The following is a 23,807-nucleotide window of genomic DNA, read 5'->3' on the forward strand; positions in this document are numbered from 1 at the left end:
TCCGGAGAACCTTCATGCGCCTCGTCTTCGCCGGCACTCCCGCCGCCGCGGTTCCCACTCTGCGACGCCTCGCCGCCGAGCACGACATCGCCGCGGTGGTGACGCGCCCTGACGCCCCCCTCGGGCGCAAGCGTGTGCTGACCCCGTCGCCGGTCGCTCAGGCAGCGGTTGAGCTCGGCCTGCCGGTCATCCACGCTGCCCGGCTGGACGAGCCGGTGACGACGGAGATCTCGGCCCTGCGCCCGGAGCTCGGCGTGATCGTCGCGTACGGCGGGCTCGTCCGCGAGCCTCTGCTGTCCGCGCCGGAGGCCGGGTGGATCAACCTGCACTTCTCGCTGCTGCCGGCGTGGCGCGGTGCCGCGCCGGTGCAGCGCGCCCTGATCGCGGGAGATGCCGTCCTCGGCGCGAGCGTCTTCCAGCTCGTCCCCGAGCTCGACGCCGGCGACGTGTTCGCGATGCGTACCGTCGAGCTCCCGGCGACCGCCACGGCGGGGGAGGCGCTGGAGGCTCTGGCCCTCGACGGCGCCGGTCTCACCGCCGACGTGGTCGCCGCGATCGCGGACGGCAGTGCCCGCGCCGTCCCGCAGGAGGGCGAGCCGACGTTCGCTGGCAAGCTGACGCTCGAGGACGGTCTCCTCGACTTCCGCGAGCCGTTCGACGCCGTGTACGCGCGGTTCCGCGGAGTCACGCCGGAGCCGGGAGCGCACACGACGATCGACGGTCAGCGGCTGAAGATCCTCGAGGCGCGACCCGCGGGTGCCGAGGCGGAGGACCTGCGACCGGGTGCCATGGCGGGCACGCGAACGGAGGTCCTGATCGGGACGGCCACCTCGCCGCTGGCCGTCACCCGGCTGCAGCCCGCGGGCAAGGGCCCCATGAACGCCGCCGACTGGTGGCGGGGTCTGCAGGGCACGACTCCGGTGGCCGGCTCGTGAACGCGAACGACGGACGGCGCCCCGGCTCGGGTCGGCAGCACGAAGGCCGGGCACGCAACGGCCGCGGCCCGAACCGGTCGGTCCAGCCGGCGCGCCGCGTGGCCTACGACGTGCTCAGGGCGGTGTCGGACTCCGACGCCTACGCCAACCTGCTCCTCCCGACGGCGATCGCCGAGGCTGGGCTGGACCCGCAGGACGCGGCTCTGGCGACCGAGCTGACCTACGGCACGCTCCGTCGCCGGGGCACGTACGACGCGATCATCGCCGCCGCCGCCGACCGCCCCGCCGACGCGATCGACCCCGCCGTGCTCGACGCACTCCGGCTCGCGGTGCATCAGCTCCTCGCGACGCGGGTGGCCTCGCACGCCGCCGTGAACGAGTCCGTGAACCTCGTGGCCCTCACGGCGGGGCGTGGCGCGTCGAGCTTCGCCAACGCGGTGCTCCGGCGGATCGCCCGCGAGTCGCCGGGCGAGTGGCTCGCGCGCATCGAGGCGGCGGCGCGATCGGACGACGAACGCCTGGCCCTCCGAGCCGCGCACCCGGTGTGGATCATCCGGGCGCTGCGGCGCGCCCTCGCCGCCGAGGGGCGAGTCGAGGAGCTGGACGCCCTGCTGGAGGCCGACAACGTCTCGCCCGAGGTCACCCTGGTCGCCCTCCCCGGGCTCGCGGAGCCGCAGGAGCCCCGCCGGCCCTACGCCGCCACGGCGTTCGCGTCTCCGGGAGGCGATCCGCGTCTCGCGCTGGCCGCCTCCGACGGTGCGGTCCGGGTGCAGGACGAAGGATCTCAGCTCGTCGCGCTCGCGCTGACCGCGGCGACGCCGCTGCGCACGGGGGAGCGGTGGCTCGACCTGTGCGCCGGCCCCGGCGGGAAGACGGCCCTGCTCGCCGCCGTCGCCCGGCAGAACGACGCCGTCCTGGAGGCCAACGAGGTGGTGCCCACCCGCGCCCGGCTCGTGCGCAACGCGCTGCGTGCCGTCCCGGGCGACGTCACCGTGCACGAGCGCGACGGCCGGGAGCTGGCAGCCGAGCGGCCGGAGACATTCGACCGGATCCTCGTGGACGCGCCCTGCACCGGCCTCGGCGCCCTCCGGCGGCGCCCGGAGGCCCGGTGGCGGAAGTCCCCGGCGGACGTCGCCGAGCTCGTGCCGCTGCAGGTCGGCCTGCTCACCGCGGCCGTCGACGCTCTGGCTCCCGGAGGCGTCGTCGCGTACGTCACCTGTTCGCCCCATCTCGCGGAGACCACGGCGGTGGTCGAGGAGGTGCGACGCATCCGTCCGGAGCTCGTCGACCTCGATGCCCGCGCGGTGCTGCACCGCGTGGCGCAGTCGCCGATCGATCTCGCCGACGACGGGCGGGCACAGACGGGCAGCGCTCAGCTCTGGCCGCATCGGCACGGCACCGACGCGATGTTCCTCGCACTCCTGCAGCGCCCGCTGGAGGCGACAGACGCCCCGAAGGAAGGTTGAGACCATGGATCTGCCCCGCGCCCCGCGCATCAACCCCAGCATCCTCGCCGCCGACTTCGTCAACATGCAGGCGGAGCTCGCCCGCATCGCGACGGCCGACTTCGCGCACGTCGACGTCATGGACAACCACTTCGTCCCGAACCTCACGTTCGGTCCGCAGATGGTCCAGCGCATCCAGGAGACCAGCCCGGTCCCGCTGGACGTGCATCTCATGATCACGGATCCGGATCGCTGGGCGCCGGGCTACGCCGAGCTCGGCGCCGCGAGCGTGACCTTCCACCTGGAGGCGGCGGGGGAGCCGGTGGCTCTCGCGCGTCGGCTGCGCGACATCGGCGCCCGTGCCGGGGTCGCGGTCAAGCCCGCGACTCCTGTCGAGGGACTCTTCGACCTGCTGGACGAGTTCGACCAGATCCTCGTGATGACCGTGGAGCCCGGGTTCGGGGGGCAGGGCTTCCTGCCCGAGACCATGCCGAAGCTGCGGGCGCTCTCCGCCGAGGCGCGGCGCCGCGGCTCGTCCGTCTGGCTCCAGGTCGACGGCGGCATCTCCGACGCGACGATCGCCCAGGCGGCCGAAGCGGGAGCCGACACCTTCGTCGCCGGATCCGCGGTCTACGGCGCAGACGACGTGGAGGCGGCCGTCACCCGGCTCAGGGACCTCGCGCGAGCCGGTAGCCTGGAGGGGTGAAGACTTTCGACGAGCTGTTCGCCGAGCTCAGCGTCAAGGCCGAGACCCGACCCGAGGGATCGGGCACCGTGGCGGAGCTCGACGGCGGCGTGCATGCGATCGGCAAGAAGATCGTCGAAGAGGCTGCCGAGGTCTGGATGGCGGCGGAGTACGAATCGGACGCCGCTGCCGCCGAGGAGATCTCGCAGCTCCTCTACCACCTGCAGGTGATGATGCTCGCGAAGGGCCTCACCCTGCAGGACGTCTACCGACATCTGTGATGCGCTCCGGTCCCACTCCTTCGAACTGAAAGCCGTTCATGCTGCGCATCGCCGTTCCCAACAAGGGCTCGCTCTCCGAGACCGCCGCCGAGATGCTCGCGGAGGCGGGCTACGCCGGCCGCCGCGACCCCAAGACCCTGCATGTCATCGACGCCGAGAACGACGTCGAGTTCTTCTTCCTCCGCCCGCGCGACATCGCCACCTACGTGGCCTCCGGCGCCCTCGACGTGGGGATCACCGGTCGTGATCTCCTCCTCGACGTGCAGCGGCCGGCGCGCGAGATCGAGCAGCTCGGCTTCGGAGCGTCCACGTTCCGCTTCGCCGGTCCTCCCGGACGCTTCACCTCCGTGCAGGACCTCGACGGCGTCCGGGTCGCCTCCGCCTATCCGGGTCTGGTGGGATCCTTCCTCCGCGACCAGGGTGTGAACGCCGAGCTCGTGCAGCTCGACGGTGCCGTCGAGTCCGCCGTGCGCCTCGGCGTCGCCGACGCGGTCGCCGATGTCGTGTCCACCGGGACCACGCTCCGGCAGGCGGGGCTGGAGATCTTCGGCCCCGTGATCCTGGAGTCCGAGGCCGTGCTGATCAGCCGTCCTGGTGAGGCCGACGGCGTGGACACGCTGTTGCGCCGACTCCGCGGCGTCATGGTGGCGCGTCGCTATGTGCTCCTCGACTACGACCTCCCCACCGAACTGGTCGACCAGGCCGTGGCCATCGCGCCCGGCCGCGAGTCCGCGACCATCTCGCCGCTCCGCGATCCGTCGTGGGTGGCGGTCCGCGTGATGATCCCGCGGCGTCGCGTCAACCAGGTGATGGACGATCTCTACGCCCTCGGCGCCCGGGCCATCCTGGTCACCGCGATCCACGCGGCGAGGCTCTGATGACCCTCGCGAGTCGCGTCATCCCGTGCCTGGACGTCGCGGACGGCCGCGTCGTCAAGGGCGTCAACTTCGAGAACCTCCGCGACATGGGCGATCCGGTCGAGCTCGCCCGCCACTACGCCGCCCAGGGCGCCGACGAGATCACGTTCCTGGACGTCACCGCGACGGTGGATGCGCGGGCCACGACCTACGACGTCGTGCAGCGCACCGCGGAGCAGGTCTTCGTGCCGCTGACGGTGGGCGGCGGGGTGCGCAGCGTCGACGACGTCGCGCGGCTCCTCGCGGTCGGTGCGGACAAGGTCGGCGTGAACTCCGCGGCGATCGCCCGTCCCGAGCTCATCGGCGAGATCGCGGATCGCTTCGGGGCCCAGGTGCTCGTGCTCTCGCTCGACGTCAAGCGCGCCGACAGCACGCGATCCGGCTTCGTCGTCACCACGCACGGCGGCCGCACGCAGACCACGCTGGATGCGCTCGACTGGGCGCGCGAGGCGTCGGAGCGCGGCGCGGGGGAGCTGCTCGTGAACTCGATCGACGCCGACGGCACCCGCGACGGCTTCGATCTCGAGCTCGTCCGCCTCATGCGCGAGGTGGCGCCGATCCCGGTGATCGCCTCCGGCGGTGCCGGACGCGCGACGGACTTCGCTCCGGCCATCCAGGCGGGGGCCGACGCGGTGCTCGCGGCGAGCGTGTTCCACACCGGGGCTCTGACCATCGGCGACGTGAAGGACGCGCTGCGCGCGGAAGGAGTGCTCGTCCGATGACCGACACGCCGAAGCAGGACGAGGTCTCCGTCGACGACCGCATCGCGCAGGTCGCCTTCAACGCCGACGGGCTCGCCCCGATCATCGTGCAGCAGTGGGATTCGCGCGAGGTGCTCATGCTCGCGTGGGTGGACGCCGAGGCGCTGCGCCGCACGCTCACGTCCGGACGTGCGACGTACTGGTCCCGCTCCCGCCAGGAGTACTGGCGCAAGGGCGACACGTCCGGCCACATCCAGGTCGTGCGGGAGGCCCGGCTCGACTGCGACGGGGATGCGCTCCTGCTCCTCGTCGACCAGACCGGCCCCGCGTGCCACACCGGCACACGGACGTGCTTCGACACCACCGACCTGGACGCCATCGACGGGGTGAGTGCCCCGTGAGCATCGCGCAGCGCGGCCGCTCCCTCTCCGTGACCGGGTTCCTGGTGGCCGGCGCCATCGGCATCATCTCCTCCACGCAGACCTGGTTCACGGTGCAGCGCGCGGACGCGGGGGAGGACATCCTCGTTCCCGGCGCCTCCGCCCTCGTCTTGCTCGCCCCGCTGAGCCTCGCCGTGCTCGCCCTCGGCGCAGCGCTCGCGATCGCCGGCCGAGCCGTGCGCATCGTCTTCGGTGTGCTGGCCGCCGCAGCGGCGCTGTTCCTGGGGTGGTCCACCTTGCAGCTCCTCCTCGGCGACGCCTACGGCGCCGTGGCCGCGACGGTCACCGAGACCACCGGGCTCGCCGGAAGCGGAGCCGTCCACGAGGTGGCGGCGAGCATCGTGCCATCGGCCTGGCCGTACCTCGCCCTCGTCGGCTGGCTGATCCTGCTCGTAGCGGCGGTCCTCGTGCTGACGACCTGGCGACGCTGGAAGGTCGGCGGCCGCCGCTACCGCACCGACACGCCCGCCGAGGCGCGGCATGATGGTCCCGTCGACGCGGTCGATTCCTGGGACGAGCTGTCCCGCGGGTCCGACCCGACACGCTGACCCCGATAGACTGAATCCAGATCCCACGTCGTCCCCCGGAGGAGAACATGACCAACCCGATCGCTGACCCCGGCCACGGACACTCGCCTGCGGCCTGGACCGCTGTCGTGATCATGCTCGTCGGCTTCGCCGCCGCGACCGTCGCGTTCTGCTTCGAGCAGCCGACCCTGGTGTGGATCTCCGCCGCGCTGATCCCGATCGGGGCGATCGTCGGCTGGGTGCTCGCGAAGGCGGGATACGGCGTGAAGGGTCCCAAGTACGCTCCGAAGGCGCACTAGTGGTCCTCGCCGACCTGACGGCCGGCGCTGTCGCAGACGCCGAGCGTCGTTCCGAGTCCCGTCCGCTCGCGGTCGTGGAGCGTGACGCCCTCGCGCGCCCCGCGGCGAAGGACGCGCTGTCGTTCCTCGCTCCCGCCGACCGGGTGAAGATCATCGCCGAGGTGAAGCGGGCGAGTCCGTCCCGCGGTGCCCTCGCGGAGATCCCGGATCCCGCGCACCAGGCCGCGCTGTACGAGACCGGAGGTGCCTCCGCGATCAGCGTCCTCACCGAGGAGCGCCGCTTCGGCGGCAGTCTCGCCGATCTGGAGGCGGTCACCGCCCGGGTCTCGCTGCCGGTTCTCCGGAAGGACTTCATCGCCACCCGGTACCAGGTGCTGGAGGCTCGCGCCGCGGGTGCCGATCTCGTCCTCCTGATCGTGGCTGGCCTGGAGCCCGACGTCCTCCGCGACCTGTATGGGTTCATCCTCGAACTCGGCATGACCCCGCTCGTGGAGACCCACTCCGCCGAGGAGCTGGACGCCGCGATCGATCTCGGCGCCGCCCTGATCGGCGTGAACGCCCGCAACCTGAAGACCCTCGAGCTCGACCGCGATCTGTTCGGCCGTCTCGTGGACCGCATCCCCGACTCGGCGATCAAGATCGCGGAGTCCGCGGTGCTGACCCCCGCCGACGTCGCGCATTACCGTTCGGCCGGTGCCGATGTCGTGCTGATCGGCGAGGCCCTGGTGACCGGAGACCCGGTCGCCACTCTCGAGAGCTTCCTGGAGGCGAAGTGAGTCTGCGCGACCAGCATGGTCCGTTCTTCGGCGAGTTCGGCGGGCGGTACATGCCGGAATCCCTGGTCGCCGCGATCGACGAGCTCACCGTCGCGTACGAGGAGGCCGTCGCCGACCCGGAGTTCCGTGCCGAGCTCGCCCATCTGCTGTCCTCCTATGCCGGGCGACCGTCCGCGCTCACCGAGGTGCCCCGGTTCGCCGAGCACGCAGGGGGCGCGCGGGTCTTCCTCAAGCGCGAGGACCTCAACCACACCGGTTCGCACAAGATCAACAACGTGCTGGGCCAGGCCCTGCTCACCAAGCGCCTCGGCAAGACACGCGTCATCGCGGAGACCGGCGCCGGTCAGCACGGCGTCGCCACGGCGACCGCCGCCGCGCTGTTCGGCCTCGACTGCACCATCTACATGGGCGAGGTCGACACCGAGCGGCAGGCGCTGAACGTCGCCCGCATGCGCCTGCTGGGCGCTGAGGTCGTCGCGGTCACCTCGGGCTCGCGCACGCTGAAGGACGCGATCAACGACGCCTACCGCGACTGGGTGGCCTCGGTCGAGACCACCAACTACATCTTCGGCACCGCCGCCGGCCCGCACCCGTTCCCGGCGATGGTCCGCGACTTCCAGAAGATCATCGGCGAAGAGGCTCGCGCCCAGATCCTCGACGAGGTCGGCCGGCTTCCCGATGCGGTCGTCGCCTGCGTCGGCGGCGGATCCAACGCGATCGGCATGTTCGACGCTTTCCTGGACGACGAGGGCGTACGGCTGTACGGCGTGGAGGCGGCCGGCGACGGCGTCGACACCGACAAGCATGCCGCGTCCATCGAGCGCGGCCGCCCCGGCGTGCTGCACGGCGCGAAGACGTACGTGCTGCAGGACGAAGACGGCCAGACGGTCGAATCGCACTCGATCTCCGCGGGACTCGACTACCCGGGCGTGGGCCCAGAGCACTCCTGGCTGGCCGACATCGGTCGCGCCGAGTACATCCCGGCCACCGACGACGAGGCGATGCAGGCCCTGCGGCTGCTCAGCCGGACCGAGGGGATCATCCCCGCCATCGAGTCGGCCCATGCCCTCGCCGGCGCGCTGCGGATCGGTCGGGAGCTCGGCCCCGACGGCCTGATCGCCATCTGCCTCTCCGGCCGCGGGGACAAGGACATGGACACCGCTGCCCGGTACTTCGAGCTTTACGACGAGGACGCCCTCGCGCACGACGTGTCCGAGGAGAGCGCCGCCGAGGACGCGGCCTCGAAGGGAGAGCCGCAGCTGTGAGCCGTGTCGAACAGGCCATCCAGCGCGCGCACGACGCCGGCCGCAGCGCCTTCGTCGGCTACCTGCCCGTCGGCTTCCCCGACCTGGAGACGAGCATCCAGGCGGCGATCGCCCTCGCCGAGAACGGCGTGGACATCATCGAGCTCGGGCCGCCCTACAGCGATCCCGTCATGGACGGCGCCATCATCCAGGAGGCGACGACCAAGGCCCTCGCTGCGGGGTTCCGGATGAAGGACCTCTTCACGGCGATCCGTGCGATCACCGCCGCCACCGACGTCCCCGTCCTCGTGATGACCTACTGGAATCCCGTGCTGCAGTACGGGGTGGACCGGTATGCCGAGGACCTGCTCGCCGCAGGCGGCGCGGGTCTGATCACCCCGGACATCACCCCGGAGGCCGCAGGCGAGTGGATCGCGGCCAGCGAGCGGCTCGGTCTCGACCGGGTCTTCCTCGCGGCTCCGACCTCGTCGGACGAGCGCCTCGACCTCGTCGTGCGGTCCTCGACGGGCTTCGTCTACACCGTGTCGACCATGGGCATCACGGGGGAGCGGGCCGAGCTCGACCGTGCGGCACGTACCCTCGTGTCGCGGCTCCGCGACCACGGTGCCCGCCGCGCCTGCGTGGGCATCGGCATCTCGACGCCGGAGCAGATCGCGGGCGTGTCCGAGTACGCCGATGGCGCCATCGTGGGCACCGCTCTCGTCCGCGCCCTCCGCGACGGCGGCGTGCCGGCCCTCGCCGACGTCACCCGAACCCTGGCCGCCGGCACCGCGTCGGCGCGCTTCGCCTCAGAGAAGTAGGATCGCACTCATGTCCTCCGCGCTCCACAGCACCGCCGCCGGCGTGCTCGCCAGCATCCCGAGCCCGTCCGTCTCGTACATCGATCTCGGCCCGCTCCGGATCCACTTCTACGCGCTGTGCATCATCGCCGGCATCATCGTCGCCGTGCTGATGACGAACCACCGTCTCACCAAGCGCGGCGCAGAGCCGTGGGTGGTCATCGACATCTCCATCCTCGCGGTGCCGCTCGCGATCATCGGCGCGCGCATCTTCCACGTGCTCACCCACCCGAACTTCTACTTCGGCGAGGGCAAGAACACCTGGAACCCGTTCGAACCGGGCTCGGTGTGGGCGATCTGGGAGGGCGGCATCGCCATCTTCGGCGCGCTCATCGGCGGTGCCGTCGGCGCCTACCTGGGATGCCGGTGGACGGGCATCCGCTTCTGGACGTTCGCGGACGCGCTGGCTCCCGGACTGCTCCTCGCGCAGGCGATGGGCCGGTTCGGCAACTGGTTCAACAACGAGCTCTACGGCCTGCCGACCGACCTGCCGTGGGGACTGGAGATCCCGTCCGACAACTCGGCCTTCCCTCCCGGTCTCCCCGAGGGCACCCTCTTCCACCCGACCTTCCTGTACGAGGTCATCTGGAACGGCCTCGGCGTCCTCGTGCTGCTGTGGCTCGGCCGGAAGCTGTTCTTCCAGTGGGGGCGCCTCTTCGCGATCTACCTCATCTGGTACAGCGCCGGACGCATCGTGTGGGAGTCGATCCGCATCGACCCGAGCGAGATCATCCTCGGACTGCGCAGCAACGTCTGGGCCGCCATCATCGGCGTCGTCCTCGGCCTCGTCATCCTCGTGGTGCAGACGCGCCGTCACCCGGGTCTCGAGCCCTCGCCGTACCAGCCGGGCCGCGGACGGAAGGACGTGGACGCTGATGTACAATCGCAGGACAATCCCTCTGATTTCGTGGACGTGAGCGAGCCTCCGGCCGAAGAAGTCGCCGCCGGAGCCACTGCCACAAGCGCTGCTCCCTCGAGCGGGGACGGCTCCCGATAGCGCCGACTCGCGGCGGGAGAACCATTGCACTGAACGAGCGGGCCGACGACGTCCCCGGGTTTCACTGAAGATCTGAGGACGGTAACTGGTGTACTTCCAGCCCCCTTACGGCGCCTCCGGCGCATACCCCCCGAAGCAGGGCATGTACAACCCGGCGTTCGAGAAGGACGCCTGCGGCCTGGCCATGGTCGCAACGCTGCGCGGCGAAGCCGGGCACGACATCATCGCGCTGGCCCTCGAGGCCCTGCGCAACCTGGAGCACCGCGGGGCCATCGGGTCCGACGCGGGCACCGGGGACGGAGCCGGCATCCTCACCCAGATGCCGGACGAGTTCCTCCGCGCGGTCACCGGCTTCGAACTGCCGCCCGTGGGGGAGTACGCGGCCGGGCTGGCCTTCCTGCCTCGCGATTCGAGCGAGCGCCGCCAGCAGAAGGCCGGGATCGAGAAGATCGCCCGCGCGGAGGGGCTCCGCGTCCTCGGCTGGCGCGAGGTCCCCACGGCCAACGAGAACCTCGGCAAGCTCGCCGACGAGGCCCGTCCGGCCTTCGAGCAGCTCTTCGTGAGCGCCGGGGGCGCCACACTGGCCGATGCGCCGCTGACCGGCATCGCGCTCGATCGCGTCGCGTATCGTCTGCGCAAGCGCGCGGGCCACGAGCTCGGCGCCTATTTCGTCTCCCTGTCCAGCCGCACGCTCGGCTACAAGGGCATGGTCACCACGCTCCAGCTCGAGCCGTTCTACCCGGATCTGCAGGACGAGCGCTTCGCCTCCGAGCTCGCCGTCGTGCATTCGCGGTACTCGACGAACACGTTCCCGTCGTGGCCGCTCGCGCAGCCGCTGCGGATGCTGGCCCACAACGGCGAGATCAACACCGTCGGCGGCAACCGCAACTGGATGCGCGCCCGCCAGTCGCAGCTCGAGTCCGAGCTCCTCGGCGACATCTCGCCCCTGCTGCCCATCTGCACCGACGGCGCCAGCGACTCCGCCTCGTTCGACGAGGTGCTGGAGCTGCTCACCCTCACCGGCCGCAGCCTGCCGCACGCGATCATGATGATGGTGCCGGAGGCCTACGAGAAGCAGGCCGACATCTCGCCGGAGCTGCGCGCGTTCTACGAGTACCACTCCAACCAGATGGAGCCGTGGGACGGCCCGGCCGCCCTCATCTTCACCGACGGCACGCTCGTCGGCGCGACCCTCGACCGCAACGGCCTGCGCCCCGGACGCTGGACGGAGACCACCGACGGCCTCGTCGTCATCGGTTCCGAGACGGGCGTCCTGCACTTCGAGCCGGAGCGCATCAAGCGCCGCGGCCGGCTGCAGCCCGGCAAGATGTTCCTCGTCGACACCGCCCAGCGTCGCATCGTCGAAGACGAGGAGATCAAGCACGACCTCGCGACGATGCACCCGTGGCAGGAGTGGCTCGACGCGGGCTCCGTCCGCCTGGCCGACCTTCCCGAGCGCGAGCACATCGTGCACCCGCCGGCGTCGATCACCCGGCGGCAGCGCACCTTCGGCTACACCGAGGAGGAGGTCCGCATCCTCCTCACCCCGATGGGCCAGACGGGTGTGGAGCCTCTGGGCGCCATGGGATCGGACACCCCGATCGCCGTGCTCAGCAAGCGCCCTCGGCTGCTCTTCGACTACTTCACGCAGCAGTTCGCGCAGGTGACCAACCCGCCGCTCGACTCGATCCGCGAAGAGGTCGTCACGAGCCTCAAGCTCGGTCTGGGCCCTGAGGTCAACCTCCTGACCTGGGGTCCCGAGCACACCCGCACGGTGTCGCTGGACTTCCCGGTCATCGACAACGACGAGCTCGCGAAGATCCGGCACATCGACAAGGCGCTGCCCGGGCGGTCGAGCGCCACGATCCGCGGCCTCTACCACTTCGACGCGGGACCCCACACCCTCGCGGAGCGTCTCACCGAGATGTGCGCCGAAGTCGATCAGGCCATCGAGGACGGTGCGGAGTTCATCATCCTGTCCGACCGCGACTCGAACAAGGACCTCGTCCCGATCCCGTCGCTGCTCATGGTGTCGGCGATCCACCACCACCTCATCCGGCGCGAGAACCGGATGAAGGTCGGTCTGATCGTCGAGGCCGGCGACGTGCGCGAGGTGCACCACGTCGCGACCCTCATCGGCTACGGCGCCTCGGCGATCAACCCCTACCTGGCCATGGAGACGGTCGAGCACCTCGTGCGGACCGGCTACATCACGGGCATCTCCCCGGAGAAGGCGGTAAAGAACCTCATCTACGCGCTCGGCAAGGGCGTGCTGAAGATCATGTCGAAGATGGGCATCTCCACGGTGTCGTCCTACGCGGGCGCGCAGGTGTTCGAGGCCGTGGGCCTGAGCCCGGAGTTCATCGACGCCTATTTCACCCGCACCGAGTCGAAGCTGGGTGGCATCGGGATCGAGGAGATCTTCGCCGAGAACCAGGCCCGTCACGACTACGCCTACCCGGAGGACGCCGCAGCCCGCGCTCACGAGCGCCTGTGGACCGGCGGCGAGTACCAGTGGCGTCGCGACGGCTCTCCGCACCTCTTCAATCCGGAGACGGTGTTCAAGCTGCAGCACTCCACGCGGACCCGCCGCTACGACATCTTCCGCGAGTACACGAAGCTCGTCGACGACCAGGCGGCGGAGCTGAAGACGCTGCGCGGCCTGTTCTCGCTGCGGACCGGCACGCGCAAGCCGGTGCCGCTGGACGAGGTCGAGCCCGTCTCGGCGATCGTCAAGCGCTTCTCCACGGGGGCGATGAGCTACGGCTCCATCTCCAAGGAGGCGCACGAGACCCTCGCGATCGCGATGAACCGGATCGGCGGCAAGTCGAACACGGGGGAGGGCGGGGAGGACCCCGACCGCCTCGTCGACCCCGAGCGGCGCAGCGCCATCAAGCAGGTGGCCTCCGGCCGGTTCGGCGTCACCAGCCTCTACCTCACCGAGGCGGACGACATCCAGATCAAGCTCGCCCAGGGCGCGAAGCCCGGTGAGGGCGGTCAGCTCCCGCCGACCAAGGTGTACCCCTGGGTCGCGCGCACCCGCCACGCCACCGCGGGGGTCGGCCTCATCTCGCCGCCGCCGCACCACGACATCTACTCGATCGAAGACCTCAAGCAGCTCATCTTCGACCTGAAGCGGGCGAACCCCGAGGCGCGCATCCACACGAAGCTCGTCAGCCAGTCCGGCATCGGCGCGGTCTCGGCCGGCGTCGCCAAGGCGCTCAGCGACGTGATCCTCGTGTCCGGTCACGACGGCGGTACGGGCGCCAGCCCGCTGAACTCGCTGAAGCACGCCGGGACGCCGTGGGAGCTCGGGCTCGCCGAGACGCAGCAGACGCTCATGCTCAACGGCATGCGCGACCGCGTCGTCGTGCAGGTCGACGGTCAGCTCAAGACCGGGCGCGACGTCATCATCGGCGCCCTGCTCGGTGCCGAGGAGTTCGGTTTCGCCACCGCGCCCCTCGTGGTCAGCGGCTGCATCATGATGCGCGTCTGCCACCTCGACACCTGCCCGGTGGGCGTCGCCACGCAGAACCCGGTCCTGCGCGACCGCTTCACCGGCAAGCCCGAGTTCGTCGTGAACTTCATGGAGTTCATCGCGGAGGAGGTGCGCGAGCTGCTCGCCGAGCTCGGCTACCGCTCGATCGACGAGATCGTCGGCCGCACCGAGCTGCTGGAGACCAACGAGGCGATCGCGCACTGGAAGGCCGAAGGGCTCGACCTCAGCCCGGTGCTGGAGGGCCCGGCGTTCCCGGCCGGCGAGCCGCGTCGCAGCGGCCGCGCCCAGGACCACGAGCTCGACAAGCACTTCGACGTGCAGCTCATCGACATCGCGAAGGCGGCGCTGCTGAACGGGGAGCCCGTCATGGCGGAGCTCCCGATCGCCAACACGGAGCGCGCGGTCGGTACGATGCTCGGCCATCAGGTGACGTCGCGCCACGGCGCCACCGGTCTGCCGAAGGAGACGATCGACGTCACGCTCACCGGCACCGCGGGCCAATCGCTCGGCGCGTTCCTGCCGCCGGGCATCATCCTCCGGCTGGAGGGCGACGCGAACGACTACGTCGGCAAGGGTCTCTCGGGCGGCGACATCACGATCCGGCCGCCGCGCGGCTCCGCGATCGCCCCGCACGAGAACGTCATCGCGGGCAACGTGATCGGGTACGGCGCCACATCCGGCACCATGTTCATCTCCGGTGTGGTGGGCGAGCGCTTCCTCGTCCGGAACTCCGGTGCGACCGCGGTGGTCGAGGGCGTGGGCGACCACGCGCTCGAGTACATGACCGGCGGCCTCGCGGTGATCCTCGGTTCGACCGGGCGCAACTTCGGTGCTGGAATGTCCGGGGGAGTGGCGTACGTGCACGCCCTGGACACCGGCAAGGTCAACGCGCAGTCGCTCGGCAGCGGCGAGCTGCGGCTGGAGCCGCTGGACCGCGCCGATCTCGAAGTGCTGCGCGGGCTGCTCGTGGAGCACGTGGAGCGCACGGCATCGCCGCGCGCCGCCGCTCTGCTGGAGGACTTCGACGCGAGCGCTGCGGAGTTCGTGAAGGTGCTCCCGCGTGACTTCGCCGCCGTGCGCAGCATGCGCGAGGAGGCACTGGCCGAGGGGATCGACCCCGACGGCGACATCGTCTGGAACCGCATCCTGGAGGTGACCGGTGGCTGACCCCAAAGGCTTTCTGAAGGTGACCGAGCGGGAACTTCCCGCTCGCCGTCCGGTGCCCGTGCGCATCATGGACTGGAAAGAGGTGTACGAGCCCGGCGACAAGGCCGTGCTCCGCCGCCAGGCCGGCCGGTGCATGGACTGCGGCGTGCCGTTCTGCCACTCCGGGTGCCCGCTGGGCAACCTCATCCCCGAGTGGAACGATCTCACCTGGCGCGGGGAGGGGCGCGCGGCGATCGAGCGTCTGCACGCGACGAACAACTTCCCGGAGTTCACGGGACGCCTCTGCCCGGCGCCGTGCGAGAGCTCGTGCGTCCTCGGCATCAACCAGCCGGCCGTGACGATCAAGCAGATCGAGGTCTCGATCATCGACGAGGCCTTCGCCAAGGGCTGGGTCGAGCCGGAGCCGCCGGAGCGCCTCACGGGCAAGACCGTGGCCGTCGTGGGCTCGGGCCCCGCCGGTCTCGCGGCCGCCCAGCAGCTCACGCGCGCGGGGCACACCGTCGCCGTCTTCGAGCGCGACGACCGCATCGGCGGCCTGCTGCGCTACGGCATCCCGGACTTCAAGATGGAGAAGAGCCAGCTCGAAGCGCGCCTGCGCCAGATGCAGGAGGAGGGCACGCGGTTCCGTGCCGGCGTCGAGATCGGCAAGGACATCTCGTGGGCCGACCTGCGCGCCCGGTACGACGCGGTCGTGATCGCCACCGGCGCCACGGTCCCGCGCGACCTGCCGATCCCTGGTCGCGACCTCGACGGCGTGCACTTTGCGATGGAGTACCTCGTCGAGTCGAACCACGCGGTCGCCGGCGACACCGTCCCGGACCAGATCACCGCCGAGGGCAAGCACGTCATCGTCATCGGCGGTGGCGACACGGGCGCCGACTGCATCGGCACCGCGCACCGCCAGGGAGCGCTCAGCGTCACCAACCTCGCCATCGGCAAGCAGCCGAGCGAGACGCGCCCGGATCACCAGCCGTGGCCGATGATGCCGACGATCTTCGAGGTGGCCTCGGCGCACGAGGAGGGCGGGGAGCGGGTCTTCCTCGCCTCGACCGTGGAGTTCCTGTCGAACGAGGTCGGCGAGGTCCGCGCGCTGCGCGTGGCCGAGACCGAGTACATCGACGGTCGCCGCGTGCCCAAGAGCGGCACGGAGCGGGAGATCCCGGCCGACCTGGTGCTCATCGCGATGGGCTTCACCGGACCGGAGCAGGACGGCTACACCGAGGACACCCGGCCGGAGGTGACCGAGCGCGGCGCCTTCCGTCGTGCCGCGAGCTACGAGTCGTCGATCCCCGGCGTGTTCGTCGCCGGCGACGCGGGACGCGGGCAGTCGCTCATCGTCTGGGCGATCGCGGAGGGCCGGGCGGCGGCGGCGAACGTCGACCGCTTCCTCATGGGCACCACCGTGCTGCCGGAGCCCGTGCGCCCGAGCGATGTCGCGATCGGCCTCCAGCCCGCGTAGGCTGAGGCCGGCAGTGTCGCCTGTTTGTAATCCCCCACTTCTACCCTGGAGACATGTTGAGACGCGCGAAAATCGTCGCCACCCTGGGCCCCGCCACTTCCACGTATGAGACGGTGCGCGCACTGATCGATGCGGGTGTGGACGTCGCCCGACTGAACCTCAGCCACGGTGACTACTCCGTGCACGAGAACAACTACGCGAACGTGCGCCGCGCGGCGGAGGACTCCGGTCGTGCCGTCGCCATCCTCGTCGACCTCCAGGGGCCGAAGATCCGTCTCGGCCGGTTCGAGGACGGACCGTACGAGCTCGCCAAGGGCGACATCTTCAAGATCACCACCGAGGACATCATCGGCAACAAGGAGATCTGCGGCACCACGTTCAAGGGCCTTCCCCAGGACGTCAAGCCCGGGGACTTCCTGCTGATCGACGACGGCAAGGTCCGTGTCGAGGTCGTCGAGACCGACGGCGTCACCGTCACCACGCGCGTCGTCGTCGCCGGTGCCGTCTCGAACAACAAGGGCATCAACCTGCCCGGCGTCGCCGTGAACGTCCCTGCGCTCAGCGAGAAGGACGAGGATGACCTCCGCTGGGGGCTCCGGACGGGCGCCGACCTCATCGCGCTCTCGTTCGTGCGCAACGCCTCGGACGTGACCCGCGTGCACGAGATCATGGCGGAGGAGGGCGTCCGCGTCCCGGTCATCGCCAAGATCGAGAAGCCGCAGGCCGTGGACGCGCTCGAGGAGATCGTCGACGCGTTCGACGGCATCATGGTCGCCCGTGGCGACCTCGGCGTGGAGCTGCCCCTCGAAGCCGTCCCGATCGTGCAGAAGCGCGCCGTCGAGCTGGCCCGTCGCAACGCGAAGCCCGTGATCGTGGCGACGCAGATGCTCGAGTCGATGATCAACAGCCCGGTGCCGACCCGCGCCGAGACCTCCGACGTCGCCAACGCCGTCCTCGACGGCGCCGACGCGGTCATGCTCTCCGGCGAGACCAGCGTGGGCGACTACCCGGTCGTCGTCGTCGAGACGATGGCCCGGATCATCGAGTCGACGGAGGAGCACGGCCTGGAGCGCATCCTGCCGCTCACCACGAAGCCGCGCACGCAGGGCGGTGCCATCACGCTCGCAGCCCTCGAGGTCGCGGAGTTCGTCGACGCCAAGTTCCTCTGCGTCTTCACGCAGTCGGGCGACTCGGCGCGCCGCCTGTCCCGTCTGCGCTCCCGCATCCCGATGCTGGCCTTCACGCCGGAGCCCGGCATCCGGCGCCGTATGGCGCTCACCTGGGGCCTGCGCTCCACGCTCGTCGACATGGTGCAGCACACCGACCTCATGTACCACCAGGTGGACGAGTACCTCCTCGAGAACGGCCTCGCCGTCGAGGGAGACAAGGTCGTCGTCATCTCCGGTTCCCCTCCCGGGATCATCGGATCGACGAACGACCTGCGCGTGCACAAGGTCGGCGATGCGCTCCGCGGCGCCGCGCCGATCTACAAGGCCGGCGTCTGACGCAGAGCTTTCCGAGAGGGGCGGGGCTTCGGCCTCGCCCCTCTCTGTCATCTCCAGACCGGGGCGTCAAGCCTCTCGGCCGTGACGGCGGCCTCGGTTAGCGTGCTGCCATGGTCCTCCGTCGTCTCCTCAACACCTCCGGGCTGACGTTCCGCATCCTGGAGAGTCCGCGGCCCGCCGGCAGCACCGCTCCGACCGTGGTCCTCGTGCACGGGATCGGGATGTCGCACCGGTATCTGTCGCGGCTGCACGCCGTGCTCGCCGACACGACCCGGGTGGTCTCCGTCGACCTCCCGGGCTTCGGCGGCCTGCCGAAGCCGCGTTTCGACGTCTCCATACCGCAGATGGCGGCCGGCCTCGCTCAGGTGGTCGGGAGCCTCGACGACGACAGGGTCGTGCTCGTCGGGCACTCGATGGGTGTGCAGTGGGCCGTGGAGACGGCGCTGCGGCATCCCGAGTATGTCCGTACGGTCGTCGCGATCGGTCCCGTGGCCGATGACGCCCACCGGACCCTCCGCGCCCAGGCCCGGGCGCTGGCCCTCGATACGTTCGGTGAGACCCCTGCGATCAACGCCGTCGTCTTCACCGACTATCTGCGCTGCGGCGTGCGGTGGTATCTCCGCCAGGTCCGGCACATGCTCGCGTATCCCCTGGAGGAGAGGGTCGCGGCTCTCACCATGCCGGTGCTCGTCGTCCGGGGGACCGACGATCCGATCGCCGGACGAGCGTGGTGCCGGCGCCTGCGCGACGCGGCGGCCGTCTCGCGACTGGTGGAGATCCCCGGTCATCATCATGTCGCGCAGCAGTCCGCACCGCGGGCGGCGGCGTCCGCGATCCTGACCCACACGGCGGGAGCATGGCCGACGGCGGTGTCGGCCGCGCCGCCCAGGGAGGGGAGGGCACGATCAACGTCCTGAGGATTCTCGGCTGGTGGGCTGCGGACTACGCTTACGCGGGTTTCTGGCAGGTCCGCTCGTTCTTCGGCCGCGACCAGGCGGACGACTTCGCCACCGGAGACCGCGCCCCGATCGTGGTGCTCGCCGGTGTCTACGAGACCTGGCGCTTTCTGGAGCCGCTCATCGTCGCGCTGCACGAGCGGGGACACCCGGTCCACGTCGTGGATGCCCTGCGCCGCAACCAGTTCCCGGTGCACGATGAGGCCGATCAGGTGGCCGATTACCTGCGCACGCACGACCTCTCCGGCGTGTTCCTCGTCGCGCACAGCAAGGGCGGCCTCGCGGGGAAGCTGGTGATGACCGGCTCGGAGGGAGCGCGGATCCGCGGGATGCTCGCCATCGCGACGCCGTTCGGAGGCTCCCGCTACGCGCGGCTGCTCCCCGGAAGGGTACTGCGGGCCTTCTCGCCGGACGACCCCTCGATCGTCGCGATGGGGCGGGATGTCGACGTGAACGCCCGCATCGTCTCGGTCTACGCCGCGTTCGATCCACACATCCCCGAGGGGAGCGAGCTGCCCGGTGCCAAGAACGTCGTGCTGGAGACGGGCGGACACTTCCGCATCCTGGCTCACCCCCGTGTGATGGCCGAACTCGCGACCCTCGCCGAGTGACGGGGCGAGGGGCTCGCGATGCTGGTGCCGGCGGTGGGACTCGAACCCACACGCCCTTTCGGACAAAGCATTTTGAGTGCTCCGCGTCTGCCATTCCGCCACGCCGGCCCGTGTCTCGCGACTTCGACTGTAGCGCAGACGAGGGAGGGTTCCCCGCGTGCCCGCTGTCTTCAGCCGGTGGCGGGGACCTCTCCGTTAGGATGGAGGGGTGACCGAGCAAGAACAGGCTGAGCAGCCCACGGCATCCGCACCCCGACGCGTCGTCGTCGCCGAAGACGAATCGCTGATCCGTCTCGACATCGTCGAGATCCTCCGCGACAACGGCTTCGATGTCGTCGGCGAGGCCGGCGACGGCGAGACGGCGGTGGCCCTCGCCACCGAGCTGCGTCCCGACCTCGTCATCATGGACGTGAAGATGCCCCAGCTCGACGGCATCAGCGCTGCCGAGAAGCTCCACAAGGGCAACATCGCCCCTGTCGTGCTGCTGACCGCGTTCAGCCAGAAGGAGCTCGTGGAGCGGGCGAGCGAGGCCGGAGCCCTGGCCTACGTCGTGAAGCCCTTCACCCCGAACGATCTCCTCCCCGCGATCGAGATCGCCCTGGCCCGCCACGAGCAGATCATCACCCTCGAGGCCGAGGTCGCCGACATGGTCGAGCGGTTCGAGACCCGCAAGCTCGTCGATCGGGCCAAGGGCCTGCTCAACGAGAAGATGGGCCTGAGCGAGCCCGAGGCGTTCCGCTGGATCCAGAAGGCGTCGATGGACCGTCGCCTGACGATGCAGGACGTCGCCAAGGCGATCATCGAACAGCTCGCTCCCAAGAAGTAGGGCGTCCGGTGCTCCGGCTCGACGCAGAACACGTTCTGCGGCCGATCCGCGCCGGCGACGGGGCCGCGCTCGCGCGCGCGTACCGGGCCAACAGGGAGCATCTCGCCCCCTGGGAGCCCGTGCGCTCCGAGGCGTTCTTCACCGAGGAGTGGCAGGAGCAGAACGCTCAGCAGTGCGTCGCCGAAGCCGCGCTCGGCCGGAGCTCCCGGTTCGTGATCCTCTCGGACGACGGCGAGATCCGCGGCCGGATTAATCTGAACACCATCGTGCGCGGCGCGTTCTGGAGCGCCGATCTCGGGTACTGGATCGATTCCACCCGGCTGCGGCGCGGTCTCGCGGGGCGGGCGGTGGCCCTCATCGCGGAGCACGCGCGGGACGAGCTGCGGCTGCACCGGCTGCAGGCGTCGACGCTGCTGCACAACGTGGCCTCCCAGCGCGTCCTCACCGGCAACGGCTTCGAGCGCATCGGCATCGCCCCGAAGTACCTGCGGATCGCGGGGGAGTGGCAGGACCACGTCCTCTTCCAGCTGCTGCTGGAAGAGCCGCTCAGCGCGCGGCGGGAGCGTCCTTGATCATGTTGGTGATGCGGATGGTCGAGCAGCGCCGGCCCTGATCGTCGGTCACGACGATCTCGTGCACCGTGATGCTCCGGCCCAGGTAAACGGGTGTGCAGACCCCGGTGACCACGCCCGAGGTGGCGGACCGGGTGTGCGTGGCGTTGATGTCGACGCCGACCGCCAGACGGCCCGCTCCCGCATGCAGATTGGCCGCCATCGAGCCGAGCGATTCACCGAGGACGACGTAGGCGCCGCCGTGCATGAGACCGACCGGCTGGGTGTTGCCCTCCACCGGCATCGTCGCCACGCACCGATCGACGCCGAACTCGACGAACTCCATGCCCATCTTCTCGGCCAGGGCTCCCATGCCGCGGGCGGCCGCCCACTCGAGTCCTTCGCTGGTGGCGACCTCGCTCATGCATCCTCCTCTGCGGGTGTCCGTGCTCCTCGTTAGGCTGACAGGGTGACGGACTCCGCAAAGCCTACCCTCATGGTCGTCGACGGCCACTCGCTCGCCTACCGGGCCTTCTTCGCCCTCCCGGTCGACAACTTCACCACTAAGGACAACCAGCACACGAACGCCATCTACGGGTTCCTGTCCATGCTGGTCAACCTCATCAAGGCCGAGCAGCCCACGCACCTCGCGATCGCGTTCGACACCTCCCGCCACTCGTTCCGCACCGACGAGTACCCCGAGTACAAGGCCACCCGATCCGAGACGCCGCAGGAGTTCAAGGGCCAGATCCCGCTGCTGCAGGACTGCCTCGCCGCCATGTCGATCCCGGTGCTGACGCAGGAGGGCATCGAGGCCGACGACATCCTGGCCACCCTCTCCACCCAGGGGGCGGCCCAGGGCTACGACGTGCTCGTGGTCTCCGGAGACCGCGACACCATCCAGCTCGTCACCGACGACGTCACGCTGCTGTACCCGTCCGTGCAGGGTGTCTCGCAGCTCAAGCGCTACGACCCGACGACGGTGCAGGAGCGCTACGGCGTCCGCCCCGAGCAGTACCCCGACATCGCCGCCCTCGTCGGCGAGACCAGCGACAACCTCCCCGGGGTGCCGAAGGTGGGGGAGAAGACGGCCGTCAAGTGGCTCACGCAGTTCGGCTCCCTCGACGAGCTGCTCGAGCGCGCCGGCGAGATCAAGGGTGTCGTCGGCGGCAACCTCCGCGACCACATCGAAGACGTCCGCCGCAACCGCAAGCTCAACCGCCTGCTCACCGACGTGGAGCTGCCGGTCGCTCCGGCCGACCTCGCGGTCGCACCGATCGACGCCGAGGCCGTCCGCGACATCTTCGCCCGGCTCGAGTTCCGCACGCTGCTGCCGCGGGTCTTCGAAGCCGTCGGTGCGGGCGAGGTGGCCGACGACCCGGCCTCCGTCGTCGAGATGCCCGCGCCGGCACAGGTGTCCGCCGCTGATCTGGCCACCTGGGCTACGGCTCAGGACGGGGACATCGCTCTCCGGGTCGTGGTGCAGTCCGGGGCACCTGTGCGCGTCGGCGTGGCCACCGGGAGCGAGCTGCGCGAGCTCGACTGGTCGGAGGAGGCGGCCGCGGCGCTGCGTACGTGGCTGGAGTCCGACGCGCCCAAGGTGCTGCATGACGCCAAGCCGCAGGTGAAGGCGTTGCTCCGTCACGGCATCGGTCTGGGCGGGCTCGCCTACGACACGAGTCTCGCGGGCTGGCTGCTGCGCCCCAGCTTCCCGGACAAGACGCTGTCCGACCTCGTCCAGCGCTACCTGGGGGAGAAGCTCCCCGAGGCCGATCCGTCGCAGCTCGTGCCGGAGACCGAGGGCGCCACGCCGTCGCAGGAGGCGTGGTTCATCCTCCGCGTGGCCGAGGCGCTGCGGAACGATCTGCCGGAGCCGGTGGATGCGGTGCTCCGCGACATCGAGCTGCCGACGCTCCGCACGCTCGCCGACATGGAGCTCGCGGGCGTCGCCGTGTCGCACGAGGTGCTGTCGACGTTCTCGGCGGAGCTCGCGACGCGGGCGGATGCCCTGGCCCAGGAGGCGTTCTCGGTCGTCGGTCGCGAGTTCAACCTCGGGTCCCCGAAGCAGCTCCAGGAGGTGCTGTTCGAAGACCTGCAGCTCCCGAAGACGCGCAAGACGAAGACCGGGTACTCGACCGATGCCGCGGTGCTCGCCGACCTCCAGGAGTCGCACCCGCACCCGTTCCTGAGCCTGCTGCTGCAGCACCGCGAGGCGACGAAGTTGCGGCAGATCATCGAGTCTCTCGACACCGCGATCCGAGAGGACCACCGGGTCCACACGACGTACGTGCAGACGGGCAGCCAGACCGGGCGCCTGTCCAGCACCGACCCGAACCTGCAGAACATCCCCGTCCGCACCGAGGAGTCGCGGCGCATCCGCAGCGCCTTCGAGGTCGGCGAGGGGTACGAGACCCTGCTCACTGCCGACTACTCGCAGATCGAGATGCGCATCATGGCGCACCTCTCGGGCGACGAGGGGCTGATCGAGGCCTTCAACAGCGGCGAAGACCTGCACCGCTTCGTCGGCGCCCGCGTGTTCGGCGTCGATCCCTCCGAGGTCACGCCGGCGATGCGCACCAAGGTCAAGGCGATGTCGTACGGCCTCGTCTACGGCCTCTCCGCGTTCGGGCTGTCCAAGCAGCTGCGCATCGAGCAGTCCGAGGCCAAGCAGCTCATGGTCGAATACTTCGCACGGTTCGGCGCGGTCCGCGACTACCTGCGGGCCTCGGTGATGAAGGCCAAGGAGGTCGGCTACACCGAGACGATCTTCGGGCGTCGGCGGCCGTTCCCCGATCTCGCGAGCCCCAACCGCGTGCTGCGGGAGAACGCCGAGCGGGCGGCGCTCAACGCCCCGATCCAGGGCAGCGCGGCCGACATCATGAAGATCGCGCTGTTCCACATCCACGACGACCTCCACGCCGCGAAGCTGGAGTCGCGGGTGCTGCTGCAGATCCACGACGAACTCGTCGTCGAGGTCGCGGCCGGGGAGTGGGATGCGGTGGAGCAGATCGTCCGCACGCGGATGGGTGACGCCGCGCAGCTCTCCGTGCCGCTCGACGTGCAGGTGGGCCGCGGTCGGGACTGGAACGAAGCCGCGCATTGACCCCGGTGGCCGGAGGGGCGGGG

General features: G+C 70.4%; 22 protein-coding genes and 1 tRNA gene. 21 read left to right on the forward strand and 2 right to left on the reverse strand.

What is annotated here, in order from left to right:
- Positions 1–14 precede the first annotated feature (14 nt).
- The 18 genes from fmt to DW296_RS14480 all read left to right on the forward strand — a co-directional run bounded on the left by fmt (position 15) and on the right by DW296_RS14480 (position 19,304).
- Complete coding sequence (fmt, locus tag DW296_RS14395; protein WP_136052765.1) at positions 15–935, forward strand: methionyl-tRNA formyltransferase; 921 nt, start codon at positions 15–17, stop codon at positions 933–935.
- Entirely contained in the window at positions 932–2,401 is a 1,470-nt protein-coding gene (locus DW296_RS14400) for a transcription antitermination factor NusB (RefSeq protein WP_168429043.1), read from the forward strand. Before fmt ends, DW296_RS14400 begins: the two co-directional genes overlap by 4 nt.
- A gap of 4 nt (positions 2,402–2,405) precedes the next feature.
- Positions 2,406–3,086, forward strand: a complete 681-nt coding sequence (gene rpe / locus DW296_RS14405) for a ribulose-phosphate 3-epimerase (protein WP_136052766.1) — start codon at positions 2,406–2,408, stop codon at positions 3,084–3,086.
- Entirely contained in the window at positions 3,083–3,346 is a 264-nt protein-coding gene (locus tag DW296_RS14410; protein ID WP_025103484.1) for a phosphoribosyl-ATP diphosphatase, read from the forward strand. Before rpe ends, DW296_RS14410 begins: the two co-directional genes overlap by 4 nt.
- A gap of 38 nt (positions 3,347–3,384) precedes the next feature.
- Positions 3,385–4,224, forward strand: coding sequence for an ATP phosphoribosyltransferase (gene hisG / locus DW296_RS14415; RefSeq protein ID WP_136052767.1), 840 nt, complete (start codon positions 3,385–3,387; stop codon positions 4,222–4,224).
- Positions 4,224–4,985, forward strand: coding sequence for an imidazole glycerol phosphate synthase subunit HisF (hisF, locus tag DW296_RS14420; protein WP_136052768.1), 762 nt, complete (start codon positions 4,224–4,226; stop codon positions 4,983–4,985). The genes hisG and hisF overlap by 1 nt, the downstream gene beginning before the upstream one ends.
- Positions 4,982–5,365, forward strand: a complete 384-nt coding sequence (gene hisI, locus DW296_RS14425) for a phosphoribosyl-AMP cyclohydrolase (protein WP_205808009.1) — start codon at positions 4,982–4,984, stop codon at positions 5,363–5,365. Before hisF ends, hisI begins: the two co-directional genes overlap by 4 nt.
- On the forward strand, positions 5,362–5,952 hold the full coding sequence (locus DW296_RS14430) for a Trp biosynthesis-associated membrane protein (RefSeq protein WP_136052769.1): 591 nt from the start codon (positions 5,362–5,364) through the stop codon (positions 5,950–5,952). Before hisI ends, DW296_RS14430 begins: the two co-directional genes overlap by 4 nt.
- Positions 5,953–5,999: 47 nt before the next feature.
- On the forward strand, positions 6,000–6,230 hold the full coding sequence (locus DW296_RS14435; RefSeq protein ID WP_071328620.1) for an HGxxPAAW family protein: 231 nt from the start codon (positions 6,000–6,002) through the stop codon (positions 6,228–6,230).
- The gene (trpC, locus tag DW296_RS14440; RefSeq protein WP_136052770.1) at positions 6,230–7,006 is read left to right on the forward strand and encodes an indole-3-glycerol phosphate synthase TrpC; all 777 of its coding nucleotides are present in this window, start codon (positions 6,230–6,232) and stop codon (positions 7,004–7,006) included. Before DW296_RS14435 ends, trpC begins: the two co-directional genes overlap by 1 nt.
- The gene (gene trpB / locus DW296_RS14445) at positions 7,003–8,271 is read left to right on the forward strand and encodes a tryptophan synthase subunit beta (protein WP_136052771.1); all 1,269 of its coding nucleotides are present in this window, start codon (positions 7,003–7,005) and stop codon (positions 8,269–8,271) included. Before trpC ends, trpB begins: the two co-directional genes overlap by 4 nt.
- Positions 8,268–9,071: a tryptophan synthase subunit alpha gene (gene trpA, locus DW296_RS14450; RefSeq protein WP_136052772.1), complete on the forward strand. Its 804-nt coding sequence runs from the start codon at positions 8,268–8,270 to the stop codon at positions 9,069–9,071. Before trpB ends, trpA begins: the two co-directional genes overlap by 4 nt.
- A 10-nt stretch (positions 9,072–9,081) precedes the next feature.
- Positions 9,082–10,107 (forward strand): prolipoprotein diacylglyceryl transferase, encoded by a 1,026-nt coding sequence (gene lgt / locus DW296_RS14455; RefSeq protein ID WP_136052773.1) that lies wholly within the window; start codon positions 9,082–9,084, stop codon positions 10,105–10,107.
- Positions 10,108–10,249: 142 nt separating this feature from the next.
- Positions 10,250–14,773 (forward strand): glutamate synthase large subunit, encoded by a 4,524-nt coding sequence (gltB, locus tag DW296_RS14460; protein ID WP_136052870.1) that lies wholly within the window; start codon positions 10,250–10,252, stop codon positions 14,771–14,773.
- A complete protein-coding gene (locus tag DW296_RS14465; protein WP_060921660.1) occupies positions 14,766–16,232 on the forward strand; it encodes a glutamate synthase subunit beta in 1,467 nt (488 codons plus the stop codon). The genes gltB and DW296_RS14465 overlap by 8 nt, the downstream gene beginning before the upstream one ends.
- Before the next feature lie 56 nt (positions 16,233–16,288).
- A complete protein-coding gene (gene pyk / locus DW296_RS14470; RefSeq protein WP_136052871.1) occupies positions 16,289–17,737 on the forward strand; it encodes a pyruvate kinase in 1,449 nt (482 codons plus the stop codon).
- A gap of 110 nt (positions 17,738–17,847) precedes the next feature.
- Complete coding sequence (locus tag DW296_RS14475) at positions 17,848–18,654, forward strand: alpha/beta fold hydrolase (protein WP_136052774.1); 807 nt, start codon at positions 17,848–17,850, stop codon at positions 18,652–18,654.
- The gene (locus DW296_RS14480) at positions 18,594–19,304 is read left to right on the forward strand and encodes an esterase/lipase family protein (RefSeq protein ID WP_136052775.1); all 711 of its coding nucleotides are present in this window, start codon (positions 18,594–18,596) and stop codon (positions 19,302–19,304) included. Before DW296_RS14475 ends, DW296_RS14480 begins: the two co-directional genes overlap by 61 nt.
- Positions 19,305–19,326: 22 nt before the next feature.
- Here the strand turns inward: DW296_RS14480 and DW296_RS14485 are convergent.
- Positions 19,327–19,412 (reverse strand) — tRNA-Leu (locus DW296_RS14485).
- Positions 19,413–19,512: 100 nt separating this feature from the next.
- Between DW296_RS14485 and DW296_RS14490 the strand changes: the two genes are divergently transcribed.
- The gene (locus DW296_RS14490) at positions 19,513–20,130 is read left to right on the forward strand and encodes an ANTAR domain-containing response regulator (RefSeq protein WP_025103469.1); all 618 of its coding nucleotides are present in this window, start codon (positions 19,513–19,515) and stop codon (positions 20,128–20,130) included.
- 8 nt (positions 20,131–20,138) lie between these two features.
- Entirely contained in the window at positions 20,139–20,702 is a 564-nt protein-coding gene (locus DW296_RS14495) for a GNAT family N-acetyltransferase (protein WP_136052776.1), read from the forward strand.
- Here the strand turns inward: DW296_RS14495 and DW296_RS14500 are convergent.
- Positions 20,677–21,105, reverse strand: a complete 429-nt coding sequence (locus DW296_RS14500; protein WP_136052777.1) for a hotdog fold thioesterase — start codon at positions 21,103–21,105, stop codon at positions 20,677–20,679. The two genes, DW296_RS14495 and DW296_RS14500, sit on opposite strands and share 26 nt — an antisense overlap.
- Positions 21,106–21,150: 45 nt before the next feature.
- Between DW296_RS14500 and polA the strand changes: the two genes are divergently transcribed.
- Positions 21,151–23,784: a DNA polymerase I gene (polA, locus tag DW296_RS14505; protein WP_205808012.1), complete on the forward strand. Its 2,634-nt coding sequence runs from the start codon at positions 21,151–21,153 to the stop codon at positions 23,782–23,784.
- Positions 23,785–23,807: the final 23 nt, after the last annotated feature.

The sequence above is a fragment of the Microbacterium sp. K36 genome, assembly GCF_004794355.1.
Lineage (GTDB): Bacteria > Actinomycetota > Actinomycetes > Actinomycetales > Microbacteriaceae > Microbacterium > Microbacterium paraoxydans_D.

What these genes read in the sequence shown, in the direction of transcription:
- hisF (WP_136052768.1), top strand. Translation starts at nt 4,224, where the DNA reads ATGACCCTCGCGAGTCGCGTCATCCCGTGCCTGGACGTCGCGGACGGC.
- DW296_RS14500 (WP_136052777.1), bottom strand. Translation starts at nt 21,105, where the DNA reads ATGAGCGAGGTCGCCACCAGCGAAGGACTCGAGTGGGCGGCCGCCCGC.
- DW296_RS14480 (WP_136052775.1), top strand. Translation starts at nt 18,594, where the DNA reads ATGGCCGACGGCGGTGTCGGCCGCGCCGCCCAGGGAGGGGAGGGCACG.
- fmt (WP_136052765.1), top strand. Translation starts at nt 15, where the DNA reads ATGCGCCTCGTCTTCGCCGGCACTCCCGCCGCCGCGGTTCCCACTCTG.
- rpe (WP_136052766.1), top strand. Translation starts at nt 2,406, where the DNA reads ATGGATCTGCCCCGCGCCCCGCGCATCAACCCCAGCATCCTCGCCGCC.
- DW296_RS14435 (WP_071328620.1), top strand. Translation starts at nt 6,000, where the DNA reads ATGACCAACCCGATCGCTGACCCCGGCCACGGACACTCGCCTGCGGCC.
- gltB (WP_136052870.1), top strand. Translation starts at nt 10,250, where the DNA reads ATGTACAACCCGGCGTTCGAGAAGGACGCCTGCGGCCTGGCCATGGTC.
- hisG (WP_136052767.1), top strand. Translation starts at nt 3,385, where the DNA reads ATGCTGCGCATCGCCGTTCCCAACAAGGGCTCGCTCTCCGAGACCGCC.
- hisI (WP_205808009.1), top strand. Translation starts at nt 4,982, where the DNA reads ATGACCGACACGCCGAAGCAGGACGAGGTCTCCGTCGACGACCGCATC.
- lgt (WP_136052773.1), top strand. Translation starts at nt 9,082, where the DNA reads ATGTCCTCCGCGCTCCACAGCACCGCCGCCGGCGTGCTCGCCAGCATC.
- DW296_RS14475 (WP_136052774.1), top strand. Translation starts at nt 17,848, where the DNA reads ATGGTCCTCCGTCGTCTCCTCAACACCTCCGGGCTGACGTTCCGCATC.